This window comes from Paenibacillus sp. NPDC058174, assembly GCF_042883865.1.
Classification (GTDB): Bacteria; Bacillota; Bacilli; order Paenibacillales; family Paenibacillaceae; genus Pristimantibacillus.
In genome coordinates this window covers 2,551,783-2,576,369 of the sequence record NZ_JBHVUY010000001.1, presented here as the reverse complement: position 1 = coordinate 2,576,369, position 24,587 = coordinate 2,551,783, and the positions used below count along the sequence as shown (strand labels likewise).

The 24,587-nt window shown below is 52.5% G+C and carries 19 protein-coding genes; 14 read left to right on the top strand and 5 right to left on the bottom strand.

The genetic code is table 11. From position 1 onward, the window contains the following. The first annotated feature begins 39 nt into the window (after nucleotides 1–39). The 12 genes from ACFVVF_RS11480 (at nucleotide 40) to ACFVVF_RS11425 (ending at nucleotide 16,513) form a co-directional block, all read left to right on the top strand. The gene (locus tag ACFVVF_RS11480; RefSeq protein ID WP_387808593.1) at nucleotides 40–993 is read left to right on the top strand and encodes an ABC transporter permease; all 954 of its coding nucleotides are present in this window, start codon (nucleotides 40–42) and stop codon (nucleotides 991–993) included. A 21-nt stretch (nucleotides 994–1,014) separates the two neighbouring features. Further along, nucleotides 1,015–1,908 carry a carbohydrate ABC transporter permease gene (locus tag ACFVVF_RS11475; RefSeq protein ID WP_387808589.1) on the top strand — a complete coding sequence of 298 codons (894 nt, stop codon included), beginning with the start codon at nucleotides 1,015–1,017 and terminating at the stop codon, nucleotides 1,906–1,908. Nucleotides 1,909–1,962: 54 nt separating this feature from the next. After that, nucleotides 1,963–3,624, top strand: coding sequence for an extracellular solute-binding protein (locus ACFVVF_RS11470; protein ID WP_387808587.1), 1,662 nt, complete (start codon nucleotides 1,963–1,965; stop codon nucleotides 3,622–3,624). A 130-nt stretch (nucleotides 3,625–3,754) separates the two neighbouring features. Next, complete coding sequence (locus tag ACFVVF_RS11465) at nucleotides 3,755–4,750, top strand: N-acetylglucosamine kinase (protein WP_387808584.1); 996 nt, start codon at nucleotides 3,755–3,757, stop codon at nucleotides 4,748–4,750. Further along, the gene (locus ACFVVF_RS11460; RefSeq protein ID WP_387808581.1) at nucleotides 4,735–6,039 is read left to right on the top strand and encodes a 6-phospho-beta-glucosidase; all 1,305 of its coding nucleotides are present in this window, start codon (nucleotides 4,735–4,737) and stop codon (nucleotides 6,037–6,039) included. Before ACFVVF_RS11465 ends, ACFVVF_RS11460 begins: the two co-directional genes overlap by 16 nt. 349 nt (nucleotides 6,040–6,388) lie before the next feature. Beyond that, the gene (locus ACFVVF_RS11455) at nucleotides 6,389–7,744 is read left to right on the top strand and encodes an LLM class flavin-dependent oxidoreductase (protein WP_387808578.1); all 1,356 of its coding nucleotides are present in this window, start codon (nucleotides 6,389–6,391) and stop codon (nucleotides 7,742–7,744) included. Between the two features lie 15 nt (nucleotides 7,745–7,759). Further along, nucleotides 7,760–9,409 carry an ABC transporter substrate-binding protein gene (locus ACFVVF_RS11450; protein ID WP_387808576.1) on the top strand — a complete coding sequence of 550 codons (1,650 nt, stop codon included), beginning with the start codon at nucleotides 7,760–7,762 and terminating at the stop codon, nucleotides 9,407–9,409. A gap of 15 nt (nucleotides 9,410–9,424) precedes the next feature. Continuing rightward, complete coding sequence (locus tag ACFVVF_RS11445; RefSeq protein WP_387808573.1) at nucleotides 9,425–10,351, top strand: ABC transporter permease; 927 nt, start codon at nucleotides 9,425–9,427, stop codon at nucleotides 10,349–10,351. An 18-nt stretch (nucleotides 10,352–10,369) separates the two neighbouring features. Beyond that, nucleotides 10,370–11,269: an ABC transporter permease gene (locus tag ACFVVF_RS11440; RefSeq protein ID WP_387808570.1), complete on the top strand. Its 900-nt coding sequence runs from the start codon at nucleotides 10,370–10,372 to the stop codon at nucleotides 11,267–11,269. A gap of 98 nt (nucleotides 11,270–11,367) precedes the next feature. Then, nucleotides 11,368–13,467 (top strand): ABC transporter ATP-binding protein, encoded by a 2,100-nt coding sequence (locus tag ACFVVF_RS11435; protein WP_387808567.1) that lies wholly within the window; start codon nucleotides 11,368–11,370, stop codon nucleotides 13,465–13,467. A gap of 128 nt (nucleotides 13,468–13,595) precedes the next feature. Beyond that, complete coding sequence (locus ACFVVF_RS11430; protein WP_387808564.1) at nucleotides 13,596–16,139, top strand: septation ring formation regulator EzrA; 2,544 nt, start codon at nucleotides 13,596–13,598, stop codon at nucleotides 16,137–16,139. A gap of 26 nt (nucleotides 16,140–16,165) precedes the next feature. Then, a complete protein-coding gene (locus ACFVVF_RS11425) occupies nucleotides 16,166–16,513 on the top strand; it encodes a hypothetical protein (RefSeq protein ID WP_387808561.1) in 348 nt (115 codons plus the stop codon). A gap of 93 nt (nucleotides 16,514–16,606) precedes the next feature. Here the strand turns inward: ACFVVF_RS11425 and ACFVVF_RS11420 are convergent, their stop codons facing one another. Next, nucleotides 16,607–16,909, bottom strand: coding sequence for a DUF6509 family protein (locus ACFVVF_RS11420; RefSeq protein ID WP_387808559.1), 303 nt, complete (start codon nucleotides 16,907–16,909; stop codon nucleotides 16,607–16,609). Between the two features lie 31 nt (nucleotides 16,910–16,940). Continuing rightward, on the bottom strand, nucleotides 16,941–17,858 hold the full coding sequence (locus ACFVVF_RS11415; RefSeq protein WP_387808556.1) for an RluA family pseudouridine synthase: 918 nt from the start codon (nucleotides 17,856–17,858) through the stop codon (nucleotides 16,941–16,943). Between the two features lie 217 nt (nucleotides 17,859–18,075). Between ACFVVF_RS11415 and ACFVVF_RS11410 the strand changes: the two genes are divergently transcribed. Both ACFVVF_RS11410 and ACFVVF_RS11405 read left to right on the top strand, forming a co-directional pair. After that, a complete protein-coding gene (locus tag ACFVVF_RS11410) occupies nucleotides 18,076–19,635 on the top strand; it encodes a stalk domain-containing protein (protein WP_387808553.1) in 1,560 nt (519 codons plus the stop codon). Nucleotides 19,636–19,787: 152 nt separating this feature from the next. After that, nucleotides 19,788–21,611 (top strand): B12-binding domain-containing radical SAM protein, encoded by a 1,824-nt coding sequence (locus tag ACFVVF_RS11405; RefSeq protein WP_387808550.1) that lies wholly within the window; start codon nucleotides 19,788–19,790, stop codon nucleotides 21,609–21,611. Nucleotides 21,612–22,693: 1,082 nt separating this feature from the next. On the opposite strand, the gene ACFVVF_RS11400 is transcribed toward ACFVVF_RS11405, so the two are convergent. The 3 genes from ACFVVF_RS11400 to mnmM all read right to left on the bottom strand — a co-directional run bounded on the left by ACFVVF_RS11400 (nucleotide 22,694) and on the right by mnmM (nucleotide 24,586). Then, entirely contained in the window at nucleotides 22,694–22,924 is a 231-nt protein-coding gene (locus ACFVVF_RS11400) for a hypothetical protein (RefSeq protein WP_387808547.1), read from the bottom strand. A 14-nt stretch (nucleotides 22,925–22,938) separates the two neighbouring features. Then, nucleotides 22,939–23,919: a type I phosphomannose isomerase catalytic subunit gene (locus tag ACFVVF_RS11395; RefSeq protein ID WP_387808544.1), complete on the bottom strand. Its 981-nt coding sequence runs from the start codon at nucleotides 23,917–23,919 to the stop codon at nucleotides 22,939–22,941. Between the two features lie 82 nt (nucleotides 23,920–24,001). Next, nucleotides 24,002–24,586 carry a tRNA 5-(aminomethyl)-2-thiouridylate-methyltransferase MnmM gene (gene mnmM / locus ACFVVF_RS11390; protein WP_387808541.1) on the bottom strand — a complete coding sequence of 195 codons (585 nt, stop codon included), beginning with the start codon at nucleotides 24,584–24,586 and terminating at the stop codon, nucleotides 24,002–24,004. Nucleotide 24,587 lies beyond the last annotated feature (1 nt).

Below are 24,587 nucleotides of genomic sequence, written 5' to 3'. Positions count from 1 at the left end.
ATAACGTAAAGATGACTTTTCGCAAAAGAGGGGGATGCGATGCCGCAAATTCGATTGCACGCAGAAAAACAGACGTATAGAAGGCAAAGTCTTCTGATCCGAATTGTCAAGCAATGGGATATTCAGCTTATGGTCGTACCGGGATTGCTGCTTGTCTTGCTGTTCAGCTACGTTCCGATGTACGGCGTGCTGATGTCCTTCCAGGATTACAGCTTGTTCAAAGGGTTTATGAACAGTCCTTGGGTTGGGTTCAAGCATTTCGAAATGTTCTTCAATGCACCGGAGTTTTGGAATGTCATGCGCAATACGCTCGTCATCAGCCTGCTGAAGCTGGGGGTCGGTTTTCCGGCACCTATTCTGCTGGCGCTTATGCTTAACGAGGTGGGCAGCAGGTATTTCAAACGGCTTGTGCAAACGATCAGCTACTTGCCGCATTTTCTGTCTTGGGTCATTGTATCGGGCTTTGTGATCTCCATGCTGTCTACGGACAACGGCAGCGTGAACATGCTGCTGCAAAGTCTGCATCTGATCAAGGAGCCGATCAACTTTCTCGTCGAGCCCCGATATTTCTGGTCGATTCTCGTTACGACGGGAGTATGGAAGGAAATCGGCTTTGCATCGATTGTTTATCTGGCAGCTATCGCGGGCATCAACCCGCATTTGTACGAGGCAGCTTCTATCGACGGGGCGAGCAGAATCCGGCAAATCTTTTCCATAACGGTGCCTTCGATTATGCCCGTTATCGTCGTCTTCTCGATACTCGCTATCGGCAATCTGCTGAACGCCGGCTTCGACGATATTTTGCTGCTTGCGGGCAATCCCGGCCTGCGGGAAGTAAGCGAGGTGCTAGATACTTACGTGTACCGGGTAGGGGTACAAAATTCCAGGTACTCGTATGCGACAGCCGCCGGACTATTCAAAGCGTTGATCAGCGTTGCATTGCTGGCCGGCGCAAACTATGCGGCCCGCAAATCGGGCAACAGCTTATGGTAGCGGGAAGGAGCGTGCAAGGCGATGAGATTGTCGACCGGAGACCGGTTATTCATCGGGATTAACTACACGCTGCTGTTCGTATTGGGCTTTGCGGCTCTGTACCCGTTTTGGAACGCAGCGGTCATTTCATTCAACAACGGCAGCGACACGATGCTTGGCGGCATTACGTTCTGGCCTAGGGCATTCACGCTGGAGAACTACGAGGTCGTCTTCAAGGACAAGCGGCTGGTGGACGGCTTCATCATATCAGTGCTGCGTACAGTCTCAGGTACAGTTCTCTCTATTGCGGGAACGGCGCTTTTGGCTTACGGCATGACAAAAAGAAAGCTGATTGGCAGAAAAGTTTATATGGTGCTCTGCATCATTACGATGTATTTTAGCGGCGGCTTAATTCCCAGCTATTTGCTCATTCAGCAGCTTGGGCTGATGAATTCCTTTTGGGTGATGATCGTTCCCGGCATTATCAGCGTGTGGAATATGATTATTTTCCGGACCTTCTTTATCGGTATTCCGCAAGGGCTGGAAGAGTCGGCACAGATCGACGGGTCCTCCAATTGGGGCATCTTTTTCCGGATCATCCTGCCGCTGTCCGGTCCGGTTATCGCGACGCTGTCGCTATTCACCGCGGTTTATCATTGGAATGACTGGTTTGCACCAAGCATTTATATTTCGAATGTCGATTTGCTGCCCATTCAGACGAAGCTTCAGCAGATACTGAACTCCAACATTATGCTGGAGCAAATGCAGAATATGGACTCGGCTGCTCAAGGCAGGTTGAATCAAATGAAAGCGGTTACAACAAAATCTTTGTCGATGGCTACGATGATGGTGGCGACTGTGCCAATCTTGCTTGTGTATCCGTTTGTTCAGAAATATTTCGTCAAGGGCGTATTGATCGGATCGCTTAAAGAATAGCCGCAGGTTCAAGGCCATTGCCTTTAACCATAAAAAAGCACGGGGGGATAATGCATGAAAAGGATGAGGAAAGCATTTCTTTCAGCACTGTCAGTCACACTGGTCATCGGAGCCGTTCTAGCAGGATGTTCGAATGCGGACAACAACGGTAAGCCAGAAACAAATAAGGGAAGCAACGGGGGCAATACCGGCACGGAGCAAGCAGGCGGAGCTTATGAGCTGGGCAAGGAGCCGCTTGAGTTCTCGTTCTATGGCCATTATGACTGGTACACCATGCCGGCTTGGGGCGAGGATCTGGCTACCAAATGGATTCAAGACAATAAGAAGGTCAACGTCATGCCGATCAGCTCGGGCGGTGCAGCCAAAAACAAGCTGAGCACGATGATCGTGTCCAAGCAGCTGCCGGACGTCATCTGGATGGAGCGCGGACCGGACGTCGAGAAGCTTCGTTCCGAAGGGATGCTCGTTGCCTTTGACGATTATTTAGATAAATATCCGAATTTGAAAAAATGGGCGGGCGATTCGACGATCGATATGCTGAGGTCGCCGGACGGCAAGCTGTATCAGTTCCCGAATTGGTATACAACGCAGCCTAACGGCAACGCAGGTTATCTGGTGAATAAAAAGATTTATGAGGAGCTGGGATCGCCGAGCCTCGAGACGACCGATGATCTGTACGCTTATTTGAATCAAGTGAAAGCGAAATATCCGGATGTCGTTCCGCTTGAACTGGGCCAGCTGGCTGCCGGCATGGACGTTATGGTATCCGCATTCGCCGAGAATCGTCCTTACACCTTCAATCAGATGATTGCGGTGCCAAATGGCGACAAGCTAACCTCACTGTTTGCGGATCCGGTGTACCGCGAGCTGCTGCAATTTACGAATAAGCTGTACCGGGAGAAGCTCATCTCGCAGGATACGTTTACTCAAAAGCTGGAGCAGGTAGAGCAAAAGGTCGTTACTGGAAAGATCGCGGTCTATGCCGCTTCCAGTCCGACGGAATTTGGCTCGAAAGGCAATTCGCAGCTCAAATCACAAGATCCGAACGCTGGCTACATTATGGTATGGCCTGTGCATAAAGCAGGCTTGGACAAAAACAAAATTTTCCCTGGCGACTATAAGCAGCTGGGCTGGAACGTCAACGTCATTACGAAGTCGGCTAAAAATCCGGAAGCAATCTTTGCTTTCCTGGACTGGTTCACAGGACCGGAAGGGCAGCGCACGATTATGTGGGGGCCGGAGGGCTTGTACTGGGATGGTGTAGATGCAGAGGATGCTCCGCTCTTCACGGATAAATTCGTCAATGACCCGAAAGGCCGCGATGAGCTGATGAATTCCACCGTTAACTTCCAATGGAACGGCAACACGGTGTATGTTGACAACTCGAAGACAAAATTCGAAATGACGCTGCCGGAGGACAAGCGGAATTGGGAGACGTATTGGCAGTCTACGATTACTTGGAAAACCCAATTCAATACGACGGAATATGTCAATCTTGATCCGGCCGGCGATTCGGAGGAAGGCATTATCGCTCAAACTATTTTATCCATCTATGAGCAGGCGAGGGCGAAGGCAGTCATGAATGCAAGCTCGGAAGCGGAGGTTCTGTCCATCTTGGATAAAGCTGAGAATGATGCTCAGAAAGCGGGTTATGAAAAGCTTCTCGCATACAAAACGGAGAAGTGGCAAGAGAATAAAGCGAAGCTGAGCAAATAAAGTGCAGCATGAGGCAGACGGATAGATAGGTCTAACGGGACCGGTCAAATGTAAACCTGCAATAGCCGGAAGAGCGGCAGCCGGGTGCTGGCCGGTCCCTATGTCTAGTAATGATAGGGAGAGATCATAGTTGACTTACTACCTTGGTGTAGACGGCGGGGGAAGCAAGACGATTGCTGTCGTAACGGATGAAGCAGGATGTATTGTCGGTATGGGAAAAAGCGGGTGCGGCAATCACCAGCTGGGCGTGGAGCTTGCCGACCGAAGCATTCGGGAAGCGGTACAGGAGGCGCTAGAGCAGGCCAAGCTAAATGCCGAAGCTATCGAATATGCTCTGTTTGGATTAGCCGGTGCCGATCGGGAGGCGGACTATCTTATTTTGCGGCCGATGGTGGCAGCAATGGGTTTTGCCCGCCACGATGTCGTCTGCGATACCGTGATTGGCCTGCGTGCCGGAACGAGGCAGTCGAGCGGCGTTGTCGTCATTTGCGGAAGCGGTACGAATAGCTACGGTATCAACGCGCGGGGCGATGAATTGCAATGCGGCGGCTTTGGTTATCTGTTTGGCGATTTTGGCGGTGGCGGCGAATTGGCCGTAGAAGTGTTCCGTACGGTTATCCGGGCATGGGAAGGCAGAGAACAGCCGACAGCTTTGACGGCTTTGACGCTTGAAGCTTTGGGTTATGAGGAAGTCGAGGCGATGTTCTCCGCGTATTTGGACGGAGGAAAACGAAGCGTACCGAATACACTTGCGAAACTGCTCTTTGATGCGGCGGACCGCGATGAGGCAGCACGGCGAATTTTGCAGCGGCAGGGCGTTGAATTGGGCCTAACGGCAAGCACCGTTATTCGCCGGCTAGGCATGGAGCACGATGTCTTTGATCTAGTCATGGTCGGTAGCTTGCTTACGCGTGCCGACAGCCGCTATATCGTACCTTTTATCGAGCGGCTCGTGAAAGAGACGGCGCCGGGCTGCAGCTTGAAGGTACTGGAGATGGAGCCGGCCGCCGGAGCGATTCTGCTGGCGATGGAACGAAGCGGGCAGCAGGTTGAAGCTGTGGTCTATGACAATTTAAAAGCAGACTTGGCAATTGAGGGGAGACAGGCACAATGGGCGCAAAATTAAAGGTTGCTGTCATCGGAGGCGGCTCGTCGTATACACCGGAGTTAATAGAAGGCTTCATAGCGAATTATGAATCCTTTCCGGTAACGGAAATTGCTCTGGTCGATATAGAAGCAGGCAGCCATAAGCTATCTATTGTGGGGAGTCTGGCACAGCGGATGGTGGAGAGATCGGGACTGCCGATTCGGGTCACGCTGACGATGGACCGGCGGGCAGCGCTGAGTGGTGCTCACTTCGTATCGACCCAGATGCGGATCGGTCTGCTGGAAGCGCGCGGCTGGGATGAGACGATTCCGTTGAAGTACGGGATGATCGGACAGGAGACGACGGGTGCGGGCGGGATGATGAAGGCGCTGCGTACGATACCGGTACTGCTGGATATTTGCAAGGATATGGAGGAGCTTTGCCCTGACGCTTGGCTGCTTAACTTCACTAATCCGGCCGGCATGGTCACGGAGGCCATTCATAAGCATTCTTCAATTAAATCGATCGGCCTGTGCAATTCCCCGATTGCGGCGTACAAGTGGCTCTCCGGTTTATATGACGTGCCCGTTGAACGGATCTCCTGCGAATTTGCGGGACTTAATCATTTGCATTGGATTAGCAGTATTACGATCGACGGGCAATCGAAGCTGGAAGAGCTGCTCGGGAGCCGCAGCGGCTATACGGCCGCCAATGTGCCGCAGTCCGCGTGGAACGAGAGCTTAATCAAGTCGCTTGGCGCGATTCCCTCTTATTATTTGAAATACTTCTATTTGCACCGCGAAATGCTGGAGGAACAGCAAACGCTCGCAGCTAAAGGCGAATCACGGGCCGAGACGGTCAAGCGGCTGGAGGATGAGCTGTTCGAAATTTATAAAAATCCAGAGCTGGCTGAGAAGCCGAAGCAATTGGAGCAGCGCGGAGGGGCGTACTACTCCGAGGCGGCGGTTAAGCTGATGAATTCCCTTTATAATGATTCGGGTGATATTCAGACGCTAAATGTGAGCAACGGAGACATTCTCGACTTCCTGCCCGAGGATGCCGTTATCGAAGTGAATTGCATTGTAAGGAAGGATGGCCCCGTCCCGCAGCCGGTGGAGACGGTGCCGCTAGCGGTGAAGGGGCTCATTCATGCGGTGAAAACCTATGAGCAGCTTGCGATTGAAGCCGCCGTCACGGGCAGCCGGGATACGGCTCTGCTTGCGTTGACGAATCATCCCCTGATCGATTCGGTCAATGCGGCTGAGCGTATGCTGGATGAGATGCTGGAGCGGAATAAAGCTTATTTGCCGCAATTTTTCCGTTCATAGGACGAATTGAATTTTGGCTTGCCCGACAACAATTAAGCGACATATCAGCCTCCACTTACAGGAGAGCAGGTGTCGTTTGCCGATACGTAAGCTCAATAAATTTATTAAGGCTTTCTGTCAGGAACCTATAACGTTCCTCGGCGGAGAGCCTTTTTTCTTCTTATGCCACAGAAGGGACATCTGCTAGAAGCTGCATTGGTTACGAACCAAGCACGAATCAATATTATTTATTTTTCAATAGAAAAGCTCTATTAGCCGAATGGCTGTCTGCAATGATAAACTCGTTTCAATATTAAAGTCGACAAAACCAATAGGAATTATAAAAATTATATTGCGGGAGGAATTCATCATGGCTAAGCAACGTCAACTTAAGCTCGGCGCAGCACTTCACGGAGTAGGGGGCAATATTTCAGGCTGGAGGCATCCTGATGCGATAACGGACGCCAGCGTTAATTTCGGGCATTACACACGCCAGGCGCAAAAAGCGGAGGAGGGCAAATTCGATTTTGTATTCATCGCTGACGGTTTGCATATCAACGAGAACTCGATCCCTCATTTCCTGAATCGGTTTGAACCGCTTACCGTATTGTCCGCGCTTGCTGCCGTTACTTCAAAAATTGGCGTAGTCGGCACATTGTCCACTTCATACAGCGAGCCATTCACGGTATCCAGACAGTTCAGCTCGCTGGATCATATTAGCGGAGGAAGAGCAGGCTGGAATGTTGTGACTTCGCCTTTGGCCGCAACGGCCAACAACTTCAGTAAAAAAGAGCATCCCGATCATCCGAAGCGGTACCGGATCGCAACGGAGTATTTACAAGTGGCCCGAGGGCTGTGGGATTCATGGGAGGACGATGCGTTTACTCGCGATAAGGAATCCGGCGTGTTCTTTGATCCAGAGAAGCTGCACCGCTTAAATCATGAAGGCGAGTTTTTCTCGGTGCAAGGGCCTTTGAACATTGCTAGATCGAAGCAAGGACAGCCTGTCGTATTCCAGGCCGGTTCCTCGGAGGACGGCAAGACGCTGGCGGCCAAAGAAGCGGATGCTGTATTCACGCATCACGAGACGATTGAGCAGGGCAAGCAATTTTATGAGGATGTAAAAACGAGAGCGGCGTCATACGGGAAGTCCAGAGACGAAATTGTTATTTTGCCGGGGATTGGGCCGATTGTCGGTGCAACCGAAGAAGAAGCGGAGCGCAAATATATTCAACTGGCTGAGCTGGTGGATATTGAGCATGCGCTGGCTTATCTCGGCCGTTATTACGAGCATCATGACTTCTCGCAATATCCGCTTGACGAGCCGTTTCCGGATTTGGGGGAGCTTGGTCAAAACAGCTTCCGCAGCACGACGGAGCGGATTAAGCGCAACGCTGCCGAGAAGGGGCTTACGCTTCGCCAAGTGGCGCAGCAGGAAGCGACGCCTCGTCCGGCATTTATCGGGACTCCGGAGAAGGTCGCTGATCTCATCCAGCAATGGTTCGAGGAAGGTGCGGCAGACGGCTTCATTATCGGCGAAGCGATTCCAAACGGACAAAGCGAGTTTATCGAATCCGTAGTGCCGATCCTGCAGGAGCGCGGATTGTTCCGTACGGATTACGAGCATGACACGCTTCGCGGCCATCTGGGCGTTCCGGTGCCTGCTAACCGTTATACGAAACAAAGAGAGACGAAAGAAAAGATTGCAGACGAATCGCTTGCATAAGAGGGGGAAATGACAATGAAGACGGGAAGAAAAGCAAGCTGGTGGAAATACGGAGCCGTGACGCTCGCTGCGATTATTGCGCTGACGGGCTGCAGCTCCGCATCGAATAAAGAAGAAGGCAGCAGCCCTGCTCAAGCTGCGGAAACGAAAGCTCCTGTTCAAGGAGGCGAGTTGACCTATGCGCTGGCAACGTCGCCGGTATCGCTTGATCCGCATACGAACGGCCTGGCAGTTGGTGTCCGAATCATTAACAACTTGTACGACAATCTGGTTGTACAATTGCCAGACGGCACGGTGAAGCCTTGGCTGGCGAAGGAATGGACGATTTCGGAGGATGGCCTGACATATACATTCAAGCTGCGCGACGATGTTAAGTTCCACGACGGCACACCGTTAAATGCGGAGGCTGTCAAATTCAGCTTCGATCGTGTTATAGATCCGGCTACCAAAGTATCCAATGCGTTTGCCCTTATCCAGCCTTATCAATCATCCAAAGTGATAGACGAATACACGGTTGAAGTGAAGCTGGCTTCCCCGTCACAAGCGTTTCTGCGCAATATCGCGCAAGGCACGCTGGGCATCGTATCGCCAACGGCGGTCAAAAAGTACGGCGAGCAGTTCGCAACGCATCCGGTCGGCTCCGGCCCGTTCAAGTTTGTGAAATGGGATGAGAACTCGGAGATCGTGATTGAGCGGAATCCCGATTACAAATGGGCGAATGAAACGGCAGTGAACCAAGGCGCACCTTACTTGGATAAAATCACGTTCAAAATCGTACCGGAAGAAGCGACCCGCATCGGCAGTGTACAAAGCGGCCAGGTGCTGGCAGCGGAAACCGTTCCGCCGCAAAACATCGTCTCCATTAAAAATGATTCGAAATTCCAGCTTCTGTCGACAAACACAGGCGGCTTGCCGTATACGCTGTTCATCAACGAAAGAAAGCAGCCATGGAACGAGCTCAAAGCGAGACAAGCGCTGCAATCGGCAATTGACGTTACCTCCATTGTCAAATCGCTCTATCTAGGAACGTATGAGCAGGCATGGTCGCCGCTGGCGCCGGTCACACTTGGCTATGATTCCTCGCTGGAGAATGGAATTAAGAAAGATCTCGACAAAGCTAACAGCCTTCTTGATGAGCTTGGCTGGACGAAGGGCGCCGACGGCATCCGCGAGAAGGATGGCAAAAAGCTGACGCTGCATTATGTCGACGCCTCCCCGAACCGGGAGAAGCGCAATGACATTGCAGCCATTATCCAGCAGCAGCTGAAGGAAATTGGCGTCGACGTTAAGGTCGATATTACGAAAGATTACGTCAACCAAATTTTCGTCAATGATGATTACGATATTTATGGCAACAGCCAAGTCAATGCCGATCCGAACTCTCTCTATCCGTTCTACCATACGGCAGCTCCAACAGGCCGTCCCACACTGCACGGCTACTCCAATGCGGAGCTCGATAAGCTTCTTGAAGACGGGGCTGTAGAGAAGGACGAGGCGAAGCGGGTTGAAATTTACAAGCAAGTTCAGCATCACATTATCGATAATGCCCTCATTATCCCGATCTACGTATTTCCATATACAATAGCTGCTTCTAACCGCGTACAGGATATCAAGCTTGATGCGCTTGCATACCCGCGCTTCAACGACACCTATTTGACGAAATAAGGGGGCTGCTGCAGCATGGGCAAATCCGTTTTTGTACGGATCTATACTTCCCTTCTTGTACTGATTGGAGCGTTGATCGTCGTATTTATCATTATGAACGTGCTGCCCGGCGACCCAGCTCTCATGATGCTGGATCCCGCCGAGTCCACGCCCGAGATGATTGCCACTATGCGGCATCAGCTAGGCCTGGATCGTCCGTTCTACGTTCGTTTTGCTGAATATTTCATCAACCTGCTGCATGGTGATTTCGGCAATTCCATGGTCAATTCGGACCCGGTGCTGCCGAAAATTATCAAACACTTTCCTGCGACGCTGGCTCTTACGGCTATGAGCTCGGCGATCGCAGTCGTTATTGGAATTGTGCTTGGCGTGCTGTCGGCTATTCACCGCAATAAGCCTATCGATTTGCTGGCCAGATTAATCGGATTGTTCGGCATTTCCATGCCGACCTTCTGGTCGGGCATATTGCTCATTCTAATCTTTTCGGTCCAGCTGGGATGGCTGCCGGCGATGGGTTCAACCGGCTTCAAATCGCTCATTATGCCGTCCCTTACGCTTGGGCTTGTCGGCGCGGGCTTTATCGTCCGAATGGTACGAACGAGCATGCTGGATGTCATTAACGAGTCCTTTATCGTCACGCTTCGCTCGAAAGGCTTATCTGAGCGGGCGATTATGTATCAGCATGCGCTTCGTAACGCCTTAATACCGGCGATTACGATGATTGGCATGATCGTCGGCGAGATGCTGGCCGGAACCGTCGTAATCGAGACGGTATTCTCGCGGCAGGGAATCGGCCGCATCATTGCGGATGCCATTATGGCGAAGGATTTGCCCGTTGTACAGGGCGTTGTCTTTTTCTCAGCAGTTGTATATATCATCGTCAATCTGCTAGTCGATCTGTCCTATTCATTCATCGATCCTCGCGTAAGGCGGGCGAGTTAGAAAGGGGCGTTTCATTTCATGAAAGAAGCAGCGGTATCAAGCGGCGGCCTCTCGCTTGCAAGAAGAAGGCTGCTCCGTCTCCCGCGAATTAATAGAAGCAAGCTGTCCGCATCCGATTTATTCGTATACGGCGCAGCCGTTGCCGTTGCGCTGATCATTTTATGCGCACTTGTGCCGCAATGGCTTGCACCGTACTCCCCTACAGCTATGCAGGCAGACCAGGTGCTTCTGCATCCGAGCTGGTCGCATCCGCTCGGTACGGACTATTTTGGCCGGGATGTGCTTAGTGTCGTTGTATACGGCAGCCGTGATTCACTCATTATCGGTTTTGTCTCCGTATTGGTCGGCAGTATAACGGGCGGACTAATCGGAGCGCTGGCTGGCTACGCGGGCGGTATCATCGACACTATACTTATGCGCATCGTAGATGTGCTGATGACGATCCCCGGCGTATTGCTGGCGCTTGCCATTGCGGCGGCGCTGGGGCCAAGCCTGACGAATGTCGTGCTCGCAGTCGCTGCCGCTACGGTTCCGGGGTACGCCAGAGTCATGCGGGGACAGATTATGAGCATGAAGGCAAGACCTTTCATTACGGCTTCGCGTTCGATCGGCGCCACGGGACCGGTTATTTTCTGGCGTCACGTACTGCCGAATTCGTTATCGCCTATGTTCGTGATGGCGGCAATCGGAATCGGTTCATCGATTTTGACTGGAGCGGGGTTAAGCTTCCTTGGCCTTGGCACGATTAAGGAAATTCCGGACTGGGGCGCGCTTCTCTCTCAAGGCAGAGGGTATTTGACTGTTGCCTGGTGGATTTGCACGTTTCCAGGACTGGCGATCACGCTATTCGTCCTGTCGGTCAATATTTTGGGCGACCGGGTGAGAGACCGGCTTGATCCGAAGCGCAGCCGGGGCTAATTCGTGAACGGCATGTCGTACTCCGTATACGGCAAGGAGCATGCTGCATGCTTTCTGCATCTGCGGGAGCTGCATCAACCAATGAAAGGAGGAACGATATGAGCCAGCTTTTGGCTATTGACCGGTTATCGGTCGATTTCACAACTGCAAAAGGAAGACTGAGAGCGATATCGGATGTGTCGCTTCATTTAGAGGCTGGCGAGACGGTCTGTCTGGTCGGGGAATCGGGCAGCGGCAAAACGATTACGTCAAAGTCCATCATGCGGTTAATCGATTATGAGAACGGCGTTATCTCCGGCGGTTCAATCGTTCTGGACGGAGAAGAGCTGTCGACGATGCCCCAATCGGAGCTGCGTGCACTGCGCGGCAAAAAAATGGCCATGGTCTTTCAGGAGCCGATGGCGGCATTTGATCCTGTGTTTACGGTAGGCAGCCAAATTATAGAAGTCATCCTGCGCCATAAGCAGCGCAATAAGGCGGGGGCATGGGAGCATGCCGTTCATTTGCTCCGGAGGGTTGGCATTCCTGAGCCGGAGGTTCGGATGAAGCAGTATCCGAATGAGCTTTCCGGAGGCATGCTCCAACGGGCGATGATCGCGATGGCGCTTGCTTGCGGCCCGGAGCTGCTCATCGCAGATGAGCCGACAACCGCCCTTGACGTGACGATACAGGCGCAAATCTTGCATCTGCTGCAGGAGCTGAAGCAAGAATTCAACATGGCGATATTGCTTGTCACGCATGATATGGGCATAGCTGCCGAGATGGCGGACCGGGTTATCGTCATGTATGCGGGCCAGGTTGTTGAGCAGGCGACGGCGGTGCAGCTTTTTGAGCAGCCCCATCATCCCTACACGAGGGGACTGCTTCAATCCATTACGACAATGGACAGCGACCGGAATGCCAGATTGTATGCCATACAAGGGTCGATTCCAAATCTGTCTGAGCTGCCAGGCGGCTGCCGCTTTCATCCGCGTTGTCCATTTGCAACCGAGCAATGCTTGAATGAAACGCCTCCGCTCGCAGAGGTTAATGGCCGTCTTTCCGCATGCTGGCATGCCGAACGGCTCGTTCAATCCGAATCCTGGTATCCGGCGTTGACTGATGCGGGAGGGGGGATTGGGCCGGACAAGAAGCATCCGTTGAATGCGGAATCCGTTGCCTTTGCTGCGGATGGCCCTCAATTAGAGGCGGATTCGAATACTTCGGACAGCAGCGAGTCTTCAGCTTCTGAAATGCTGTTCAAGGTAGAAGGACTGTCCAAGCACTACCCGATCCGGGGAGGTCTTCTTAACCGTTCTCATTCCCGTATCCGGGCAGTTGATCAGGTATCGTTCGCTATTCGCCAAGGAGAGACATTTGGACTTGTCGGAGAATCCGGCAGCGGCAAATCTACGCTTGGCAGAGTAATGCTTCAGCTTGAAGGAGCTACGGAGGGCAGTGTCAGCTTTCGCGGCCAAAGCCTGACGGAGCTGTCTGGAGCTGATCTGCGGCGCGCGAGGCGCGATATGCAGATTGTATTCCAGGACCCGCAAGGCTCCGTCAATCCCAGATGGTCGGTAGGCGAAATTATCGGCGAGCCGCTGCGCGTTCATGAGAAGGCCTTGAGCGGCAAAGAACGCAGAGCACGAGTGGAGGAGCTGCTGGAGCTTGTTGGCCTGAATCCAGCCTGGTATGACCGCTATCCTCATGAGTTCTCAGGCGGTCAGCGCCAGCGCATAGGGATAGCAAGGGCAATTGCGCTTCAGCCCCGGTTTATTCTGGCGGACGAAGCAGTGTCGGCGCTTGATGTGTCGGTACAGGCGCAAATTGTCAATCTCATGAAGGATTTGCAGCAGCGGCTGAATCTGACCTACCTTTTTATCGCGCACGGCCTCAATATCGTTCGACATATCTCCGATCGGATCGGCGTCATGTATTTGGGCAAGCTGGTCGAAATTGCGCCCAGTGAAGAGCTGTTCCGGAATCCGGCCCATCATTATACGAAAGGGCTCATCTCTTCGATCCCCCAGCCGGATCCCGCGCGCAAACGGGAATTTATCGCTATTCAAGGCGAGATTCCATCGCCGGCTAATCCGCCTGGCGGCTGCCGTTTCCATACGCGGTGCCCGGCTGCTACAGCCCGGTGCCGGGAGGAGGAGCCTGCGATGCGTGAGGTGGGAGAAGATCATTTTGCAGCCTGCCATTACCCGATTGGATAAACAAGAAACCGGCATTCTCGTATGCCGGTTTTTTTGCTGTGCATTGCTCCGCGCAACGAGGTGTCGTAAACTAACGTAAAAAGGTGTAGTGGTTTCATTCGTTGCAGGATGTGGAGGAGGGTTCGCTTTTGAAAAGATTCATTTTGCTGCTGCCGCTAATTCTTATGCTGGCTGTGGCTTTGCCCGGGGCGTTGTTTGCTGCAGCTGTACCTGATAAGCCAGAAGGCCATATCAAGGACACCGCAGCGATGCTTGACGACAACCGGCTGGATGAGCTGGAGCAGGCTGCTCAATCGGGTTTATACCAGTTTTATGTACTGACTATTAATAGTTTGGATGGAGAGGATTCGGCTGCCTTTGCCACCAAGGCTTATAAAGCGTGGAAGCTGCAAACCGGAGATGTGCTGCTTGTCATTTCGAAGCAGGAAAGACGGATCGAGATGAACTTTAATAATCCCGGCCTTCAGGCTGCGATCGATCAATTGCCTGACGATTACGACGGCAATGGCGACGGCACGGAGTCGAAGCTGACCGAGCTCGTTAATTTGCACTTTATTCCTTCAGCGAAAAATGGAGATTTCGTTCAGGCCTCACTCTCACTGATGGAGGCCGTCAATTTGCTGGAGGCTCCGCCGATCGTGGAAACGCCTGATGAAAATGAGACAGGAGCTGTCGGATCAGGAGGCAGCGGAGCGTCTCAAGGCAATGGCGGCAGCGGAGGCCCGGATCGGCCGAGTGTAACGAACCCATCTGTGCATCAACAGCCAGTAGTGGAACATACGAGGCCGCAGACAGGATTGGATTTCGTTTGGGTGCTTGCAGCTTGCGTCTTAATTGGCGCGCTGTGGGCGGCCGCAGTTTCTTTCTTCAAGCTGCGCAAGCTTGCGCGCCAGAAGGAAAGAACCGGCCGGCTAATGGTCGAAGTAGAGCATGCGAATGCCGATCTGAAGCCATTTGTCGGGCTGACGCAGGGGAAAACCGAACAGCTTGTTGCGTCGATCGATCAGAGCTTGTCGGAATTGCTTGTTGGTCTGGATCAGCTGCGGACCAAAGCGGAGAGCGAGCGCATATTCCCGCTTCACTATCCGAAGCTGAATGCTGTGCACGACGCGCTCAAAGCAGCGCTAGACAGCTCGGAATCGAAGCTGTCAGAGCTGCGCGGCGAGATCAGCCGAATTGTGGAAGCCGATGCGAATGTACGCAAGACGACGGATGACCTGCATGAACGGCTGCCGGATCTGCGCAAGCAAACGGATGAATGGCGGAACCGGCTGTCGTACTCGCTCCAGCTCATTTATGCCGAGCTCGACCGGCTGGCCGTCAAGCTGGAGGAGGCGGACCGCCTCGAGGTATTTGATCCCATTGAAGCAGATCGGATTGCCACCGAGAGCTGGACGGACAGCGGGACGCTGCTTGGGCATATCGGCTCTATCGAGCGGTATATGAGCAAGCACCGTGATTTTGCTGCCGTAACGGCTGAGCGAAGAGCTGAAATGGAACGGATTACGGATGAGAACGGAATCCGTAAAGCGATTATGCGGCTCAATCCTTTTGCGCTGCTGGATCAAGCCCGCGTCGTGATGGAGAAGCTGCATGAAAGGCTTCATGAGGGCGCGATGGATGAAGTCATTCAGCTTGGCGACGAAGCGGACCGGCTCTTGGCCGAGGCTGTAGGCATCGCGAACCGGCAAGCGGAGCTGAAGAAGCTGAACCGCAAAGATATTGATTACCTGGTGGAGAAGCAGCAGCCCTTCCAGCAAGATATTGCCGAGCTGGAGCAGCAGTTTGGCTATATCCGCTCGACCTATTCCAAGCATCATTGGCTTAAGCTGTATGAACGGTTTGAGCAAATGAAGGCAGATGTTCAGGAAGCTGCCCGCCAGCTCCCCGAGTTAGATCGGTTAACTGGAGACAGTGAACAGCATTATGACCGTGCGCGCGAGCTGATTGACGGCTGGCTTGGCCGCTATCATGAATGCGATGATACGATTGCCGATTGCAGAGGCGGCTTCCGTGAGCTGGATGAACGGCAGCAGCGGGCGAAACGGTCGGTCGACAGCCTGTGGAGCCAGTTCGATGGCATTCAATCGCTGGTTAGGCGGGAAGCATTGCCAATGAATCAGGGCTGGCAGCAATCCTACACGGCGATTGAAGGGGCTTACCGCAAGCTGAGCAGCGTCTTGTCGCTGCCGCCGCTTCAGATGGATGAGATTGAGAGCGAGCTCCAGCAATTTGAAGACGATGTTCATGCGCTTCAGGGGCAAGTAAACCGGAAGCTGGAGGAGAAGCGGGAGGCGGAGCGCCGGATGCGCGAAGCCCAGGCGATGTACGATACCGTCTATCGCAGAGCTGGTTCGAAAATCAACCGCCATGTGTACAGCAGCAACTTTACTTCATTGAGCGAGCAGACGAAGCAAATGATCGCCGCAGGCATGTACGCGCAAGCGATTAGTGAAATGGCCGGATTAACCCGGATCGTGGATCAGATGCACCGCGATTATGAAGCGGTGGAAGCAGAGGAGCGCAGAGAAGAGATGATGAGGCAGCAGCAACAGCAGCATCATTCCTCATCCTCCTCAAACCACTCCTCAGGCGGAGGATCATGGGGTTCGGGCTCCAGCGGAGGCAGCTCTAATAATGGAGGCAATTCATCTGGAGGCTCTAACTGGTAGCTTTTTAGTATAAGGAGAGAAAGTATATGTTGGAATTGGCTATCGATTTATATCGGGATTGGAATGACACGGTAAAAGAAATATTTCGCGGCTCAGGCTATCCGCTTCCGGATGGATTGAGCGACAAGGAAATCGGCATCGCCTATTTCATGCAGACCGCGCAGACGGAAGAGGAAGCGGAGAAGCTGCACGAAGCTAATGAACAGCGAATCCGCGGCTTGCAGCAGACGATTCAGAACAATTTCGAACCGATTATTTTACCCGATATTCAGAGCCGCACGGGTTATACAGGTACGTCCTTCTCGTTCAAGTGGGTCTACAACAATGGGGAGCATATTATCGAAGAGCATTCTGCTTACCGCATCCCTTTATAGGATTTATAGGATTAGAAAAAACGCCTGCAGCCAGATCCCGTTAAGGGAGAGGCTGCAGGCGTTTTTGTTTGTTTTGGCGAGTTCAGCAGCGGTTTATTCCTCTGCTTCCCGGTAATGCTCGGCGCAAAAAGCGGCGAGTTCTTCCAGCTCATCGTCCTCAAGCTCAAAGTCGAGATGGCGCTCGGTTTCTTTTTCAATCAGATCATGCTTGACGATAGCGCCGTTGCCGTCTTCTACGCCGTAGACGACCCGCAAATAAATGCCTTTGGCGGAATAGAGCTCGTCCTCCTCGTCCAAGTCGAGATCGATCAGAAATTCATAGCGACGCCCGGCCAAAATGCCAAACGGATCTTTTACAAATTCAACGCTGTAGCTTGTAACTGTTAAGAGCTCCATTTTTTCGTTGTCCTCCATTATTGATGTAAGTTTATTTCTCGCCCTTAAAAGGGCTATAGAACAGCTTCGGAATGCCGGTGTCAAACCGCATCAGCTTGCCGGATGACGGATGCTCGAAAGCCAGTACGCGGGCATGCAGCCCGAGGCGCGGAATCGGCTTCGCTCTTGAGCCGTATTTCTTGTCGCCAACGACCGGATGGCCGATATCCTGCATATGCACCCGGATCTGATTTTTCCGTCCGGTCTCCAGATGAACTTCAAGCAGAGAAAACTGCCGGCCTGCCTGAAGCAGCTTGTAGTGGGTTACGGCAAGCTGACCGTCATTGGGACGGTCGCTGGAATACATGCGCAGCGTGCTCGTTTCCTTCAGCCAGGATTTAATCGTTCCCTCGTTTTTCTTGACGGTGCCTTCTACCAGAGCGACATAGGAGCGCTCCTTGACGATTTCCTGCCAATTGGTTTGAAGCTTCTGCTGCACGGCTTCGCTTTTGGCAAACATCATGACGCCTGATGTATCCCGGTCAAGCCGGTGCACGATAAAAATCCGGCTCTTAGGATCGGTGACCCGCACATGGGCGGTCAATTGACGATAGGCGGTCAAGTCGGCCTCTTTGTCCGAAGCAATCGACAGCAGACCGGAATCCTTGTTCACGACGATAAGATCATCATCCTCATGCAAAATAACAAGTCCGGCCAGCGGAACGGTCTCCGTAGTCCCTTCCTTGCGGATCGTGACGAGCTGTCCCGGCTTGAGCATGTAATTGTATTTCGTCTCAGCGCGTTCGCCGACATATACTTGTCCGCGTGCGAGCAGTGATTTGATCGAATTGCGGCCTTGATTGAGATGGGTGATGAGAAAAGAGAGCAGCTCCGCCTCCTCGTTGACCGGGTATTTCCGGTCTGGCGAGCTGGATTTCGGTTTGGCGGAGCTGAACGGTTTCTTGGGCATTGCTGACAACCTCCTGCATGTTCCTTGCTGCAATCACTATATCATGATTGGGTTATCAATACTATTGGGATGACCGAAGCGGCCTTTCGTTTCGGCCAATTTAGGGCACCAATCTATGAAAACCGTTTTCATAGACAAACAGCCAGCCGGAGTGTTACGATAATAAGACTTGTGAAGCCATTATGGCAATGTAGTAAAAAAATGGAGGATTACCGCTGTGAGAACACTACGATTCAAAATGCTGTTAAGCACTTGTATTACGGCGAGCCTGCTGCTCGCGCCTCTGTCCGGCGGAATTGCCAATGCTGCTGTCGCTCCTGTCTCAAGCGCAACCAAGCTTGCTGCTCCAGCAACGATAGCGAAGCAAATCTCCGTCTATGTCGATGATAAAAAGCTGGCGCTTTCGTCGGCTCCGTTTACGCAGGATGGCGTGACCCTCGTGCCTATGCGTCCGATCTTCGATGCGCTGGGTGCAAACGTATCCTGGGAAGCGACAACCGAGACGATTATCGGATCTAAATTCGGCGTAAGCATCTCGCTTAAAGTCGGCAAGAAAACGGCGATCGTCAACGGAAAGTCGGTTAAGCTTGATGCTGCACCGGTTGTACGGAATGGCGTTACATACGTGCCGGCCCGCTTTATCGCGGAGGCACTGGATGCGAATGTGAAATGGAACAGCAAGGAATCGTCCATCCGCATTACGACGAAGGAATATGAGAACTGGAAGCTGTACCAGCAAATCATGAAGGATGCCGAGGCAAGCCGCGTGAAGCTGACGACGGCACAATTGGTAGAAAAGTATGATGACAGCATTGTCACGATTACGACCAACCGCGCATTGGGCAGCGGCATCGTCGTTGGCAAGTATTGGATTCTAACCAATTATCATGTGATGGAGGATGCATCCTCTGCAACTGTTGTAACTGTAAATGGCGATGAACTGGAAGTGGCTGGCGTTGCCGCAGCGAACGAGAAAGCCGACTTGGCGATTATTCAGATGAAAGAGCCGCTGGATGCGACTCCAGTAAGCCTGGGCTACGACCTGTTCTCCCGCAAGGGCGATAAAGTCATTGCGATTGGCAGTCCGCTGGGCTTGCAAAATACAGTGTCCGACGGCTTGATCAGCAATTTCATATATGAGAACGGCGTCCGTTATATTCAGACGAGTGCGCCAATCGATCACGGCAGCTCCGGCGGTGCCCTGTTCAATGAATACGGGGAACTGATCGGCATTACTTCTGCTGGTATCGTGTCGAATGCAGATTTGAACTTTGCAGTGGCAGTAAGTCATGCGACGCTGATGCTTGGCAGTCTGGGCAATAAGCCTGCTGCCAATGTGAAGTTCCTCGACCCGACTCTTCCTGCAACGCTGGTTGGTGAATCAGAGGATACGATCCGGAAATTGATGGACAAGCATTTCTCCGCGGTTCAAATGCAAGACGGTACAGCAAAATTTACCGATTGGTCGGTAAAACGTGATTCCGAGGGCTGGCTTGTCATTTCGGCGAATATCGATCCTTCGTTCTACATGCAGTATGGAAGCTCGATTGCAGCCGAGCTGCGCTCCTGGTCCATTAATATTGGCGCTGAGCTGAACCGGATGCTTCCAGGCGAGAAGATTCAGTTCCTGGTCAAGTTTGACCGGACTTACGGCTTCAAGCCGCGCGGCTATGCGGCAGACGAAGTGACGGACTTGGGCAATGACAAATGGCGCTTGGCATTTACGGTAGTCGATCTGCAAGTGAAAAATGCGCTGATCATTAAAGTTAGAGATTAATGCTATCATTCATTTTATAGGATTAGAGAAGATTGAGTGGATGAGGTCCCCTTCAGCAGTGGCGCTGAGGAGGGCCTCTTCTTTTTTGCCCGGCTATTCGGTACAATAATAAAGATGATGGTTAGTTAGATTGAAATTAGAGAGGTCATGCTATGAAAGTTGTTCTGAGCACCCTAAATGCCAAATATATTCACACGTCGCTTGCGCTTCGTTGTCTGAAGGCGTACAGCGAGAAGGATTTTGATATTGATATTGCCGAGTATACGATTAAAGATCCGGCGATGAACATCGTCTCCGATCTCTATTCCCGTAATCCTGATGTCGTAGGCTTCTCCTGCTATATCTGGAATATTGAAGAGACCATTACCGTAATCGGCATGCTGCGTAAAATCAACCCGAAGCTGAAGATCGTGCTTGGCGGACCGGAGGTCAGCTATGATACGGAGTTCTGGATGGAACGAATTCCGGAGGTCGATTTCATTGTCGTCGGTGAAGGGGAGGAGACGTTCCACCATCTGCTTACCGAGCTGAGCGGCGCGTCCAAATTCCATATGGTATTCGGCTTGGCCTATCGGAAGCAGCGTGCAGACCGTGTCGAGATTCTCGTCAATCCGGGCCGTCCGAAGCTGGACCTTGCTACGCTGCCATCACCGTACCGGTTCAAGGAGGATGTTCCGACGCTGGCGAATCGCATCGTCTATTTCGAGACGAGCAGAGGTTGTCCGTTCAGCTGCCAGTTCTGTTTGTCGAGCATTGAGGTTGGCGTTCGTTATTTCGATATGGACCGGACGAAGGCGGATATTTTGTATCTGATTGATTCCGGCGCCAAGCTGATTAAATTCGTCGACCGTACGTTCAACATTAAACGGGATTATGCGCTCGAAATGTTCCAGTTTCTTATTGAGAACCATCGCGGCTGCGTGTTCCAGTTTGAGATTACAGCGGACATTATGCGTCCCGAGGTGCTGGATTATTTGTCCGAGCATGCGCCACCAGGCGTATTCCGGTTCGAGATCGGCGTGCAATCGACGAATGACCCGACCAATCTAGCTGTACAGCGGCGTCAAAACTGGTCGAAGCTCGTGCGTACCGTGACGAAGGTGAAGGAGTCGGGCAAGATCGACCAGCACTTGGACTTGATCGCCGGCTTGCCTTTGGAAAATTACGAGACGTTCAGCGGCACGTTCAACGATGTGTTTGCTCTGCGTCCGGAGGAGCTGCAGCTGGGCTTTCTGAAAATGCTCCGCGGTACAGGCCTTCGCCGCGATGCCGACAAATGGGGCTACATCTACATGGATCAGTCCCCTTACGAAATGCTGGGCAATGATCTGATGCCATTTGGCGACATCGTCCGCATTAAACGGGTGGAGGATGTGCTTGAGAAGTATTGGAATGCGCATCGGATGGACCGTACGCTCCTCTATTTGGTGGATAATGTATTCCCGTCGGCGTTTGCCTTTTTCCAGACGTTTGGCGACTACTGGGAGGCGCGCGGCTGGCAAAAGATCGGCCATCAGCTGGAGGACTTGTTCTCACGACTTTGGGCGTTTCTTAATGAGTACAAGGAGCATGACGCTGCTTCCGGCGGAGGCAAGCTGGATCTGGAAGTCGTGCTGGGCTTGATGAAATACGACTTCTTCCTGAACCATAACTATAAGCCGCGCAAAACGTGGTGGGAGTTCACGATGGACAAGTCAGTATGGGGAAGCTGGATGCGTCTTCTCGCGGAACGCCCGGAGGAGGTTTCGGCGGAATTTGCGCAGCATCGCCTATCCGAGCGGGAGCTGCAGAAGCATGCGGTCATTGAGACGCTGCCGTTCGATCTGGCTGCGTACCTGGAGTCTGGAGAGATCCGTAAGGACAGCGCAACGCTGCTTGCCGTGCTGTATGCGCTGGACGGCAGCGGCAGCAGCAAGCCGGTTCCGAAGCCTTATATGTTGAAAATAAGCGGCGCGGCGCAAATCGCCGGCGCATGATTAGGATGGTTTCACAGCTTCGCAGGGATTGCTCCTGCGAGGCTGTTTTTTATTAGCTGTGGCTAAGGCGGCAGGATTAGGAACGAGTAGCTTTGTTACTCGCTAAGTGCTGGGGTGCTGAGTGGGTCCGCTTGTCCGGGCGGGCTGTAGCGAACCAGATTCGCTATTTAAACAAGCTCGATTCGCTGCATAGAGGGTAACGTTGGCGTTGCTTGCAGATAGCGAATGTAATTTCGTTTTTCGCGAACTTGTGTTCACGAACAGAGAAATTTGCTTCGCTAATGGTTGGCTTGATGCTGATATGATCTGTAACAGCGAAAATCGGTTCGCAAAACAGCGAACCGGCTTCGCTCCCCTGGCCTCGCGCATATGCAGGGACATTGCTGATACTAGTGAGAACTAGTGAAAAGCAAATAACTAATTCTTTTATTGCTCAGAGCTACTCTGCTTAGTGGTCTAGCAGCTCTTACCCGTTTATAGCGAACCAGCTTCGCTATTTAAAGAAGTCTGGTTCGCTGCATAGAGGGTAACGTGGGCGTTGCTTGCAGATAGCGAATGTAATTTCGTTTTTCGCGAACCTATGTTCACGGACAGCGAAATTTGCTTCGCTAATGATTGGCTTGATGCTGGTATGACCTGCAACAGCGAAAATAGGTTCGCAAAACAGCGAACCGGCTTCGCTCTGGCGTTGTTATAGTACGCGGCAGCGAAAAATTGGTCGGCTAAACCTCGTCTGACTCTGTTGTTCCGCTACTATGTGCTGTTCTGCTGACTGCTGTTCTGTTCTACTTCGAACGCCCCCCACCTATTCCGATCACACTTAACCGCATATGCTAAATGGGCAACAAAATGCAAATATACATTTTGTTGGACCTCAAAACGCACAAAATCGTGATCAAAATGCAAAAGTACATTTGAAAACGGTCAAATCCACCCTTTATGCGCTTTTTGGGCCAATCAACCTGCACTTTTGCATTTTGAAGCGATAAATCGGCGAAAAAGCGGCAAACAAAATGTACTTTTGCATTTTGATTTGCGAAATAAAGTGTAGACAACCCGTGAAAACGTCTAGAGCAACAGAGTCAGAAGAGCAACAGAATCAGAAAAGCAACAGAGCAATAGAAAAACAGAACAGTGGAGCAGCAGAACAGCAGAACCTCATAGCAAAATAGCAGCATATCGGCCAGGCAGTCGAGCAACTGAGCATCGCTGCAAGCTGGCGAGCGGTAAATAACCGCTGTCTTTCTTGTACGACTGACCCAGTCAGCCGCTTCCGGCAAAAAAAGAGCCAGATGCTCTGCATCGGGCTCCATTCATTTAATCCATATTAAGCAGGAACGACGCTGCGAAGCACCGTCATCGATCCGTCCAGCTCATAGCCGCCGAGGTTCGCAGGCAGCAGGAAGCATTCGCCTGCTTTCACGTCCAGGCTGCCGTCTGCCCAGTTCAGCTTGCCGTTGCCTTCTGCAACGACAACGATAACGAAGCTTTCAGCTGTTGTCGAGTAAGCAGATTTGGAAGCGACGATACCTTTTTCAACGATGAAGTATGGGGAGGATGCGATCGTCAGCCATTCGCCATCGGCGATGCCTTCGGTCGTCATGCGGCTTGCGCCCGAACCTTCATAAGCGATAACGTTCAGCGAATCCTCGATATGGAGCTCGCGCAGCTCGCCGTCGAGGCCGAGACGATTGTAGTCATACAAACGGTAAGTCGTATCCGAGTTTTGCTGGATTTCTGCTACTACGACACCAGCGCAAAGCGCGTGAACAGTACCGGCTGGGATGTAGAACGCATCGCCCGCTTTAACGGAAACCTCTTGCAGAGTGTCCGTAATACGGCCTTCGGAGATAGCCGCTTCCATTGCTGCGCGGTCAACGCCGTCTTTCAAGCCGTAGATGATTTTCGCGCCTGGCTTCGCGTCGAGAATGTACCACATTTCGGTTTTGCCCAGCTCACCGGCAGGCAGGCCTGCATAGTCATCAGTAGGGTGAACTTGAACCGACAGGTCGTCGTTGCAGTCCAGCAGCTTGATCAAGAGCGGGAAGCGGCCGTTTTTCTCGGAAAAGCCTTTCGTTCCGAAAAACTCGCGACCGTAGGACTCGCGGATTTCATCCAATCCTTTGCCAGCCAGCTCGCCATTAACGACCTTTGTTGTTCCGTTCGGGTGATCGCCGATCATCCAGCCTTCGCCGATCGAGCCTTCAGGAAGCGTCAGGCCGAATTGCTCCAGCGCGCGTCCTCCCCAAATACGTTCTTTCATTTCCGGTTGAAATTGAAGCGGGTAAGGTTTTACGTTTGCAGTCATGAATTTCTCTCCCTGTTTGGTTAGTTTGTTTAATTTGCTTAGTACCGAGTAGCGGGTTAATTTGCGGCGGTTAATAAGCTGCCTAGCGTTGCCTCTTCTCGATGGCTACCAGATAAGGCGCCGTCGTACGCTGCGGCTGCCGGTAGACAACGGCAGCGGCAAGGGTACCTGGCAACTGCGAAGCCCAAGCTTCTACGGCTGCGGCCTCCAATTCTCCGCCGGGATGCCCCGGATAGAGGACGCAGGTAACGATGCCTCCGGGGCGGAGAAGCGACAATGCAGCATCCAGAGCCGCAATTGTCGTCTCCGGCTGCGTAATGACAGACTCGTCGCCGCCCGGCAAATAGCCGAGGTTGAACATGACGGCTGCCACTTTCCCGTGCGCGTCGTCATCTACAGCCGCGGCCATTTCGGCATGGCTTTGAAGCAGCAGCCTAAGCCGGGGCAGCCGGCCTTCCGCCGCAAGAGAGGCAAGCCGTTCCTGCGTCCGCTCTAAAGCCTCCTGCTGAATATCGAAAGCGTACACGGTGCCTCCCGAACCAACGAGCGAAGCCAGTGTCAGCGTATCGACACCGCCGCCTGCGGTAGCGTCAATAACGATATCGCCAGGGCTTGTCCGCTCGGCAATCCATTTATGGGCCATGCTGAGGACAGACAGAAAACCCATG

Excerpts from the sequence above, each read along its gene's own strand:
- ACFVVF_RS11400 (WP_387808547.1), bottom strand. The coding sequence starts at position 22,924 with ATGGAGCCCGATGCAGAGCATCTGGCTCTTTTTTTGCCGGAAGCGGCT.
- ACFVVF_RS11450 (WP_387808576.1), top strand. The coding sequence starts at position 7,760 with ATGAAGACGGGAAGAAAAGCAAGCTGGTGGAAATACGGAGCCGTGACG.
- ACFVVF_RS11460 (WP_387808581.1), top strand. The coding sequence starts at position 4,735 with ATGGGCGCAAAATTAAAGGTTGCTGTCATCGGAGGCGGCTCGTCGTAT.
- ACFVVF_RS11425 (WP_387808561.1), top strand. The coding sequence starts at position 16,166 with ATGTTGGAATTGGCTATCGATTTATATCGGGATTGGAATGACACGGTA.
- ACFVVF_RS11445 (WP_387808573.1), top strand. The coding sequence starts at position 9,425 with ATGGGCAAATCCGTTTTTGTACGGATCTATACTTCCCTTCTTGTACTG.
- ACFVVF_RS11470 (WP_387808587.1), top strand. The coding sequence starts at position 1,963 with ATGAAAAGGATGAGGAAAGCATTTCTTTCAGCACTGTCAGTCACACTG.
- ACFVVF_RS11480 (WP_387808593.1), top strand. The coding sequence starts at position 40 with ATGCCGCAAATTCGATTGCACGCAGAAAAACAGACGTATAGAAGGCAA.
- ACFVVF_RS11395 (WP_387808544.1), bottom strand. The coding sequence starts at position 23,919 with ATGACTGCAAACGTAAAACCTTACCCGCTTCAATTTCAACCGGAAATG.
- ACFVVF_RS11455 (WP_387808578.1), top strand. The coding sequence starts at position 6,389 with ATGGCTAAGCAACGTCAACTTAAGCTCGGCGCAGCACTTCACGGAGTA.
- ACFVVF_RS11440 (WP_387808570.1), top strand. The coding sequence starts at position 10,370 with ATGAAAGAAGCAGCGGTATCAAGCGGCGGCCTCTCGCTTGCAAGAAGA.
- ACFVVF_RS11435 (WP_387808567.1), top strand. The coding sequence starts at position 11,368 with ATGAGCCAGCTTTTGGCTATTGACCGGTTATCGGTCGATTTCACAACT.
- ACFVVF_RS11475 (WP_387808589.1), top strand. The coding sequence starts at position 1,015 with ATGAGATTGTCGACCGGAGACCGGTTATTCATCGGGATTAACTACACG.
- ACFVVF_RS11405 (WP_387808550.1), top strand. The coding sequence starts at position 19,788 with ATGAAAGTTGTTCTGAGCACCCTAAATGCCAAATATATTCACACGTCG.
- ACFVVF_RS11415 (WP_387808556.1), bottom strand. The coding sequence starts at position 17,858 with ATGCCCAAGAAACCGTTCAGCTCCGCCAAACCGAAATCCAGCTCGCCA.
- mnmM (WP_387808541.1), bottom strand. The coding sequence starts at position 24,586 with ATGGGTTTTCTGTCTGTCCTCAGCATGGCCCATAAATGGATTGCCGAG.
- ACFVVF_RS11420 (WP_387808559.1), bottom strand. The coding sequence starts at position 16,909 with ATGGAGCTCTTAACAGTTACAAGCTACAGCGTTGAATTTGTAAAAGAT.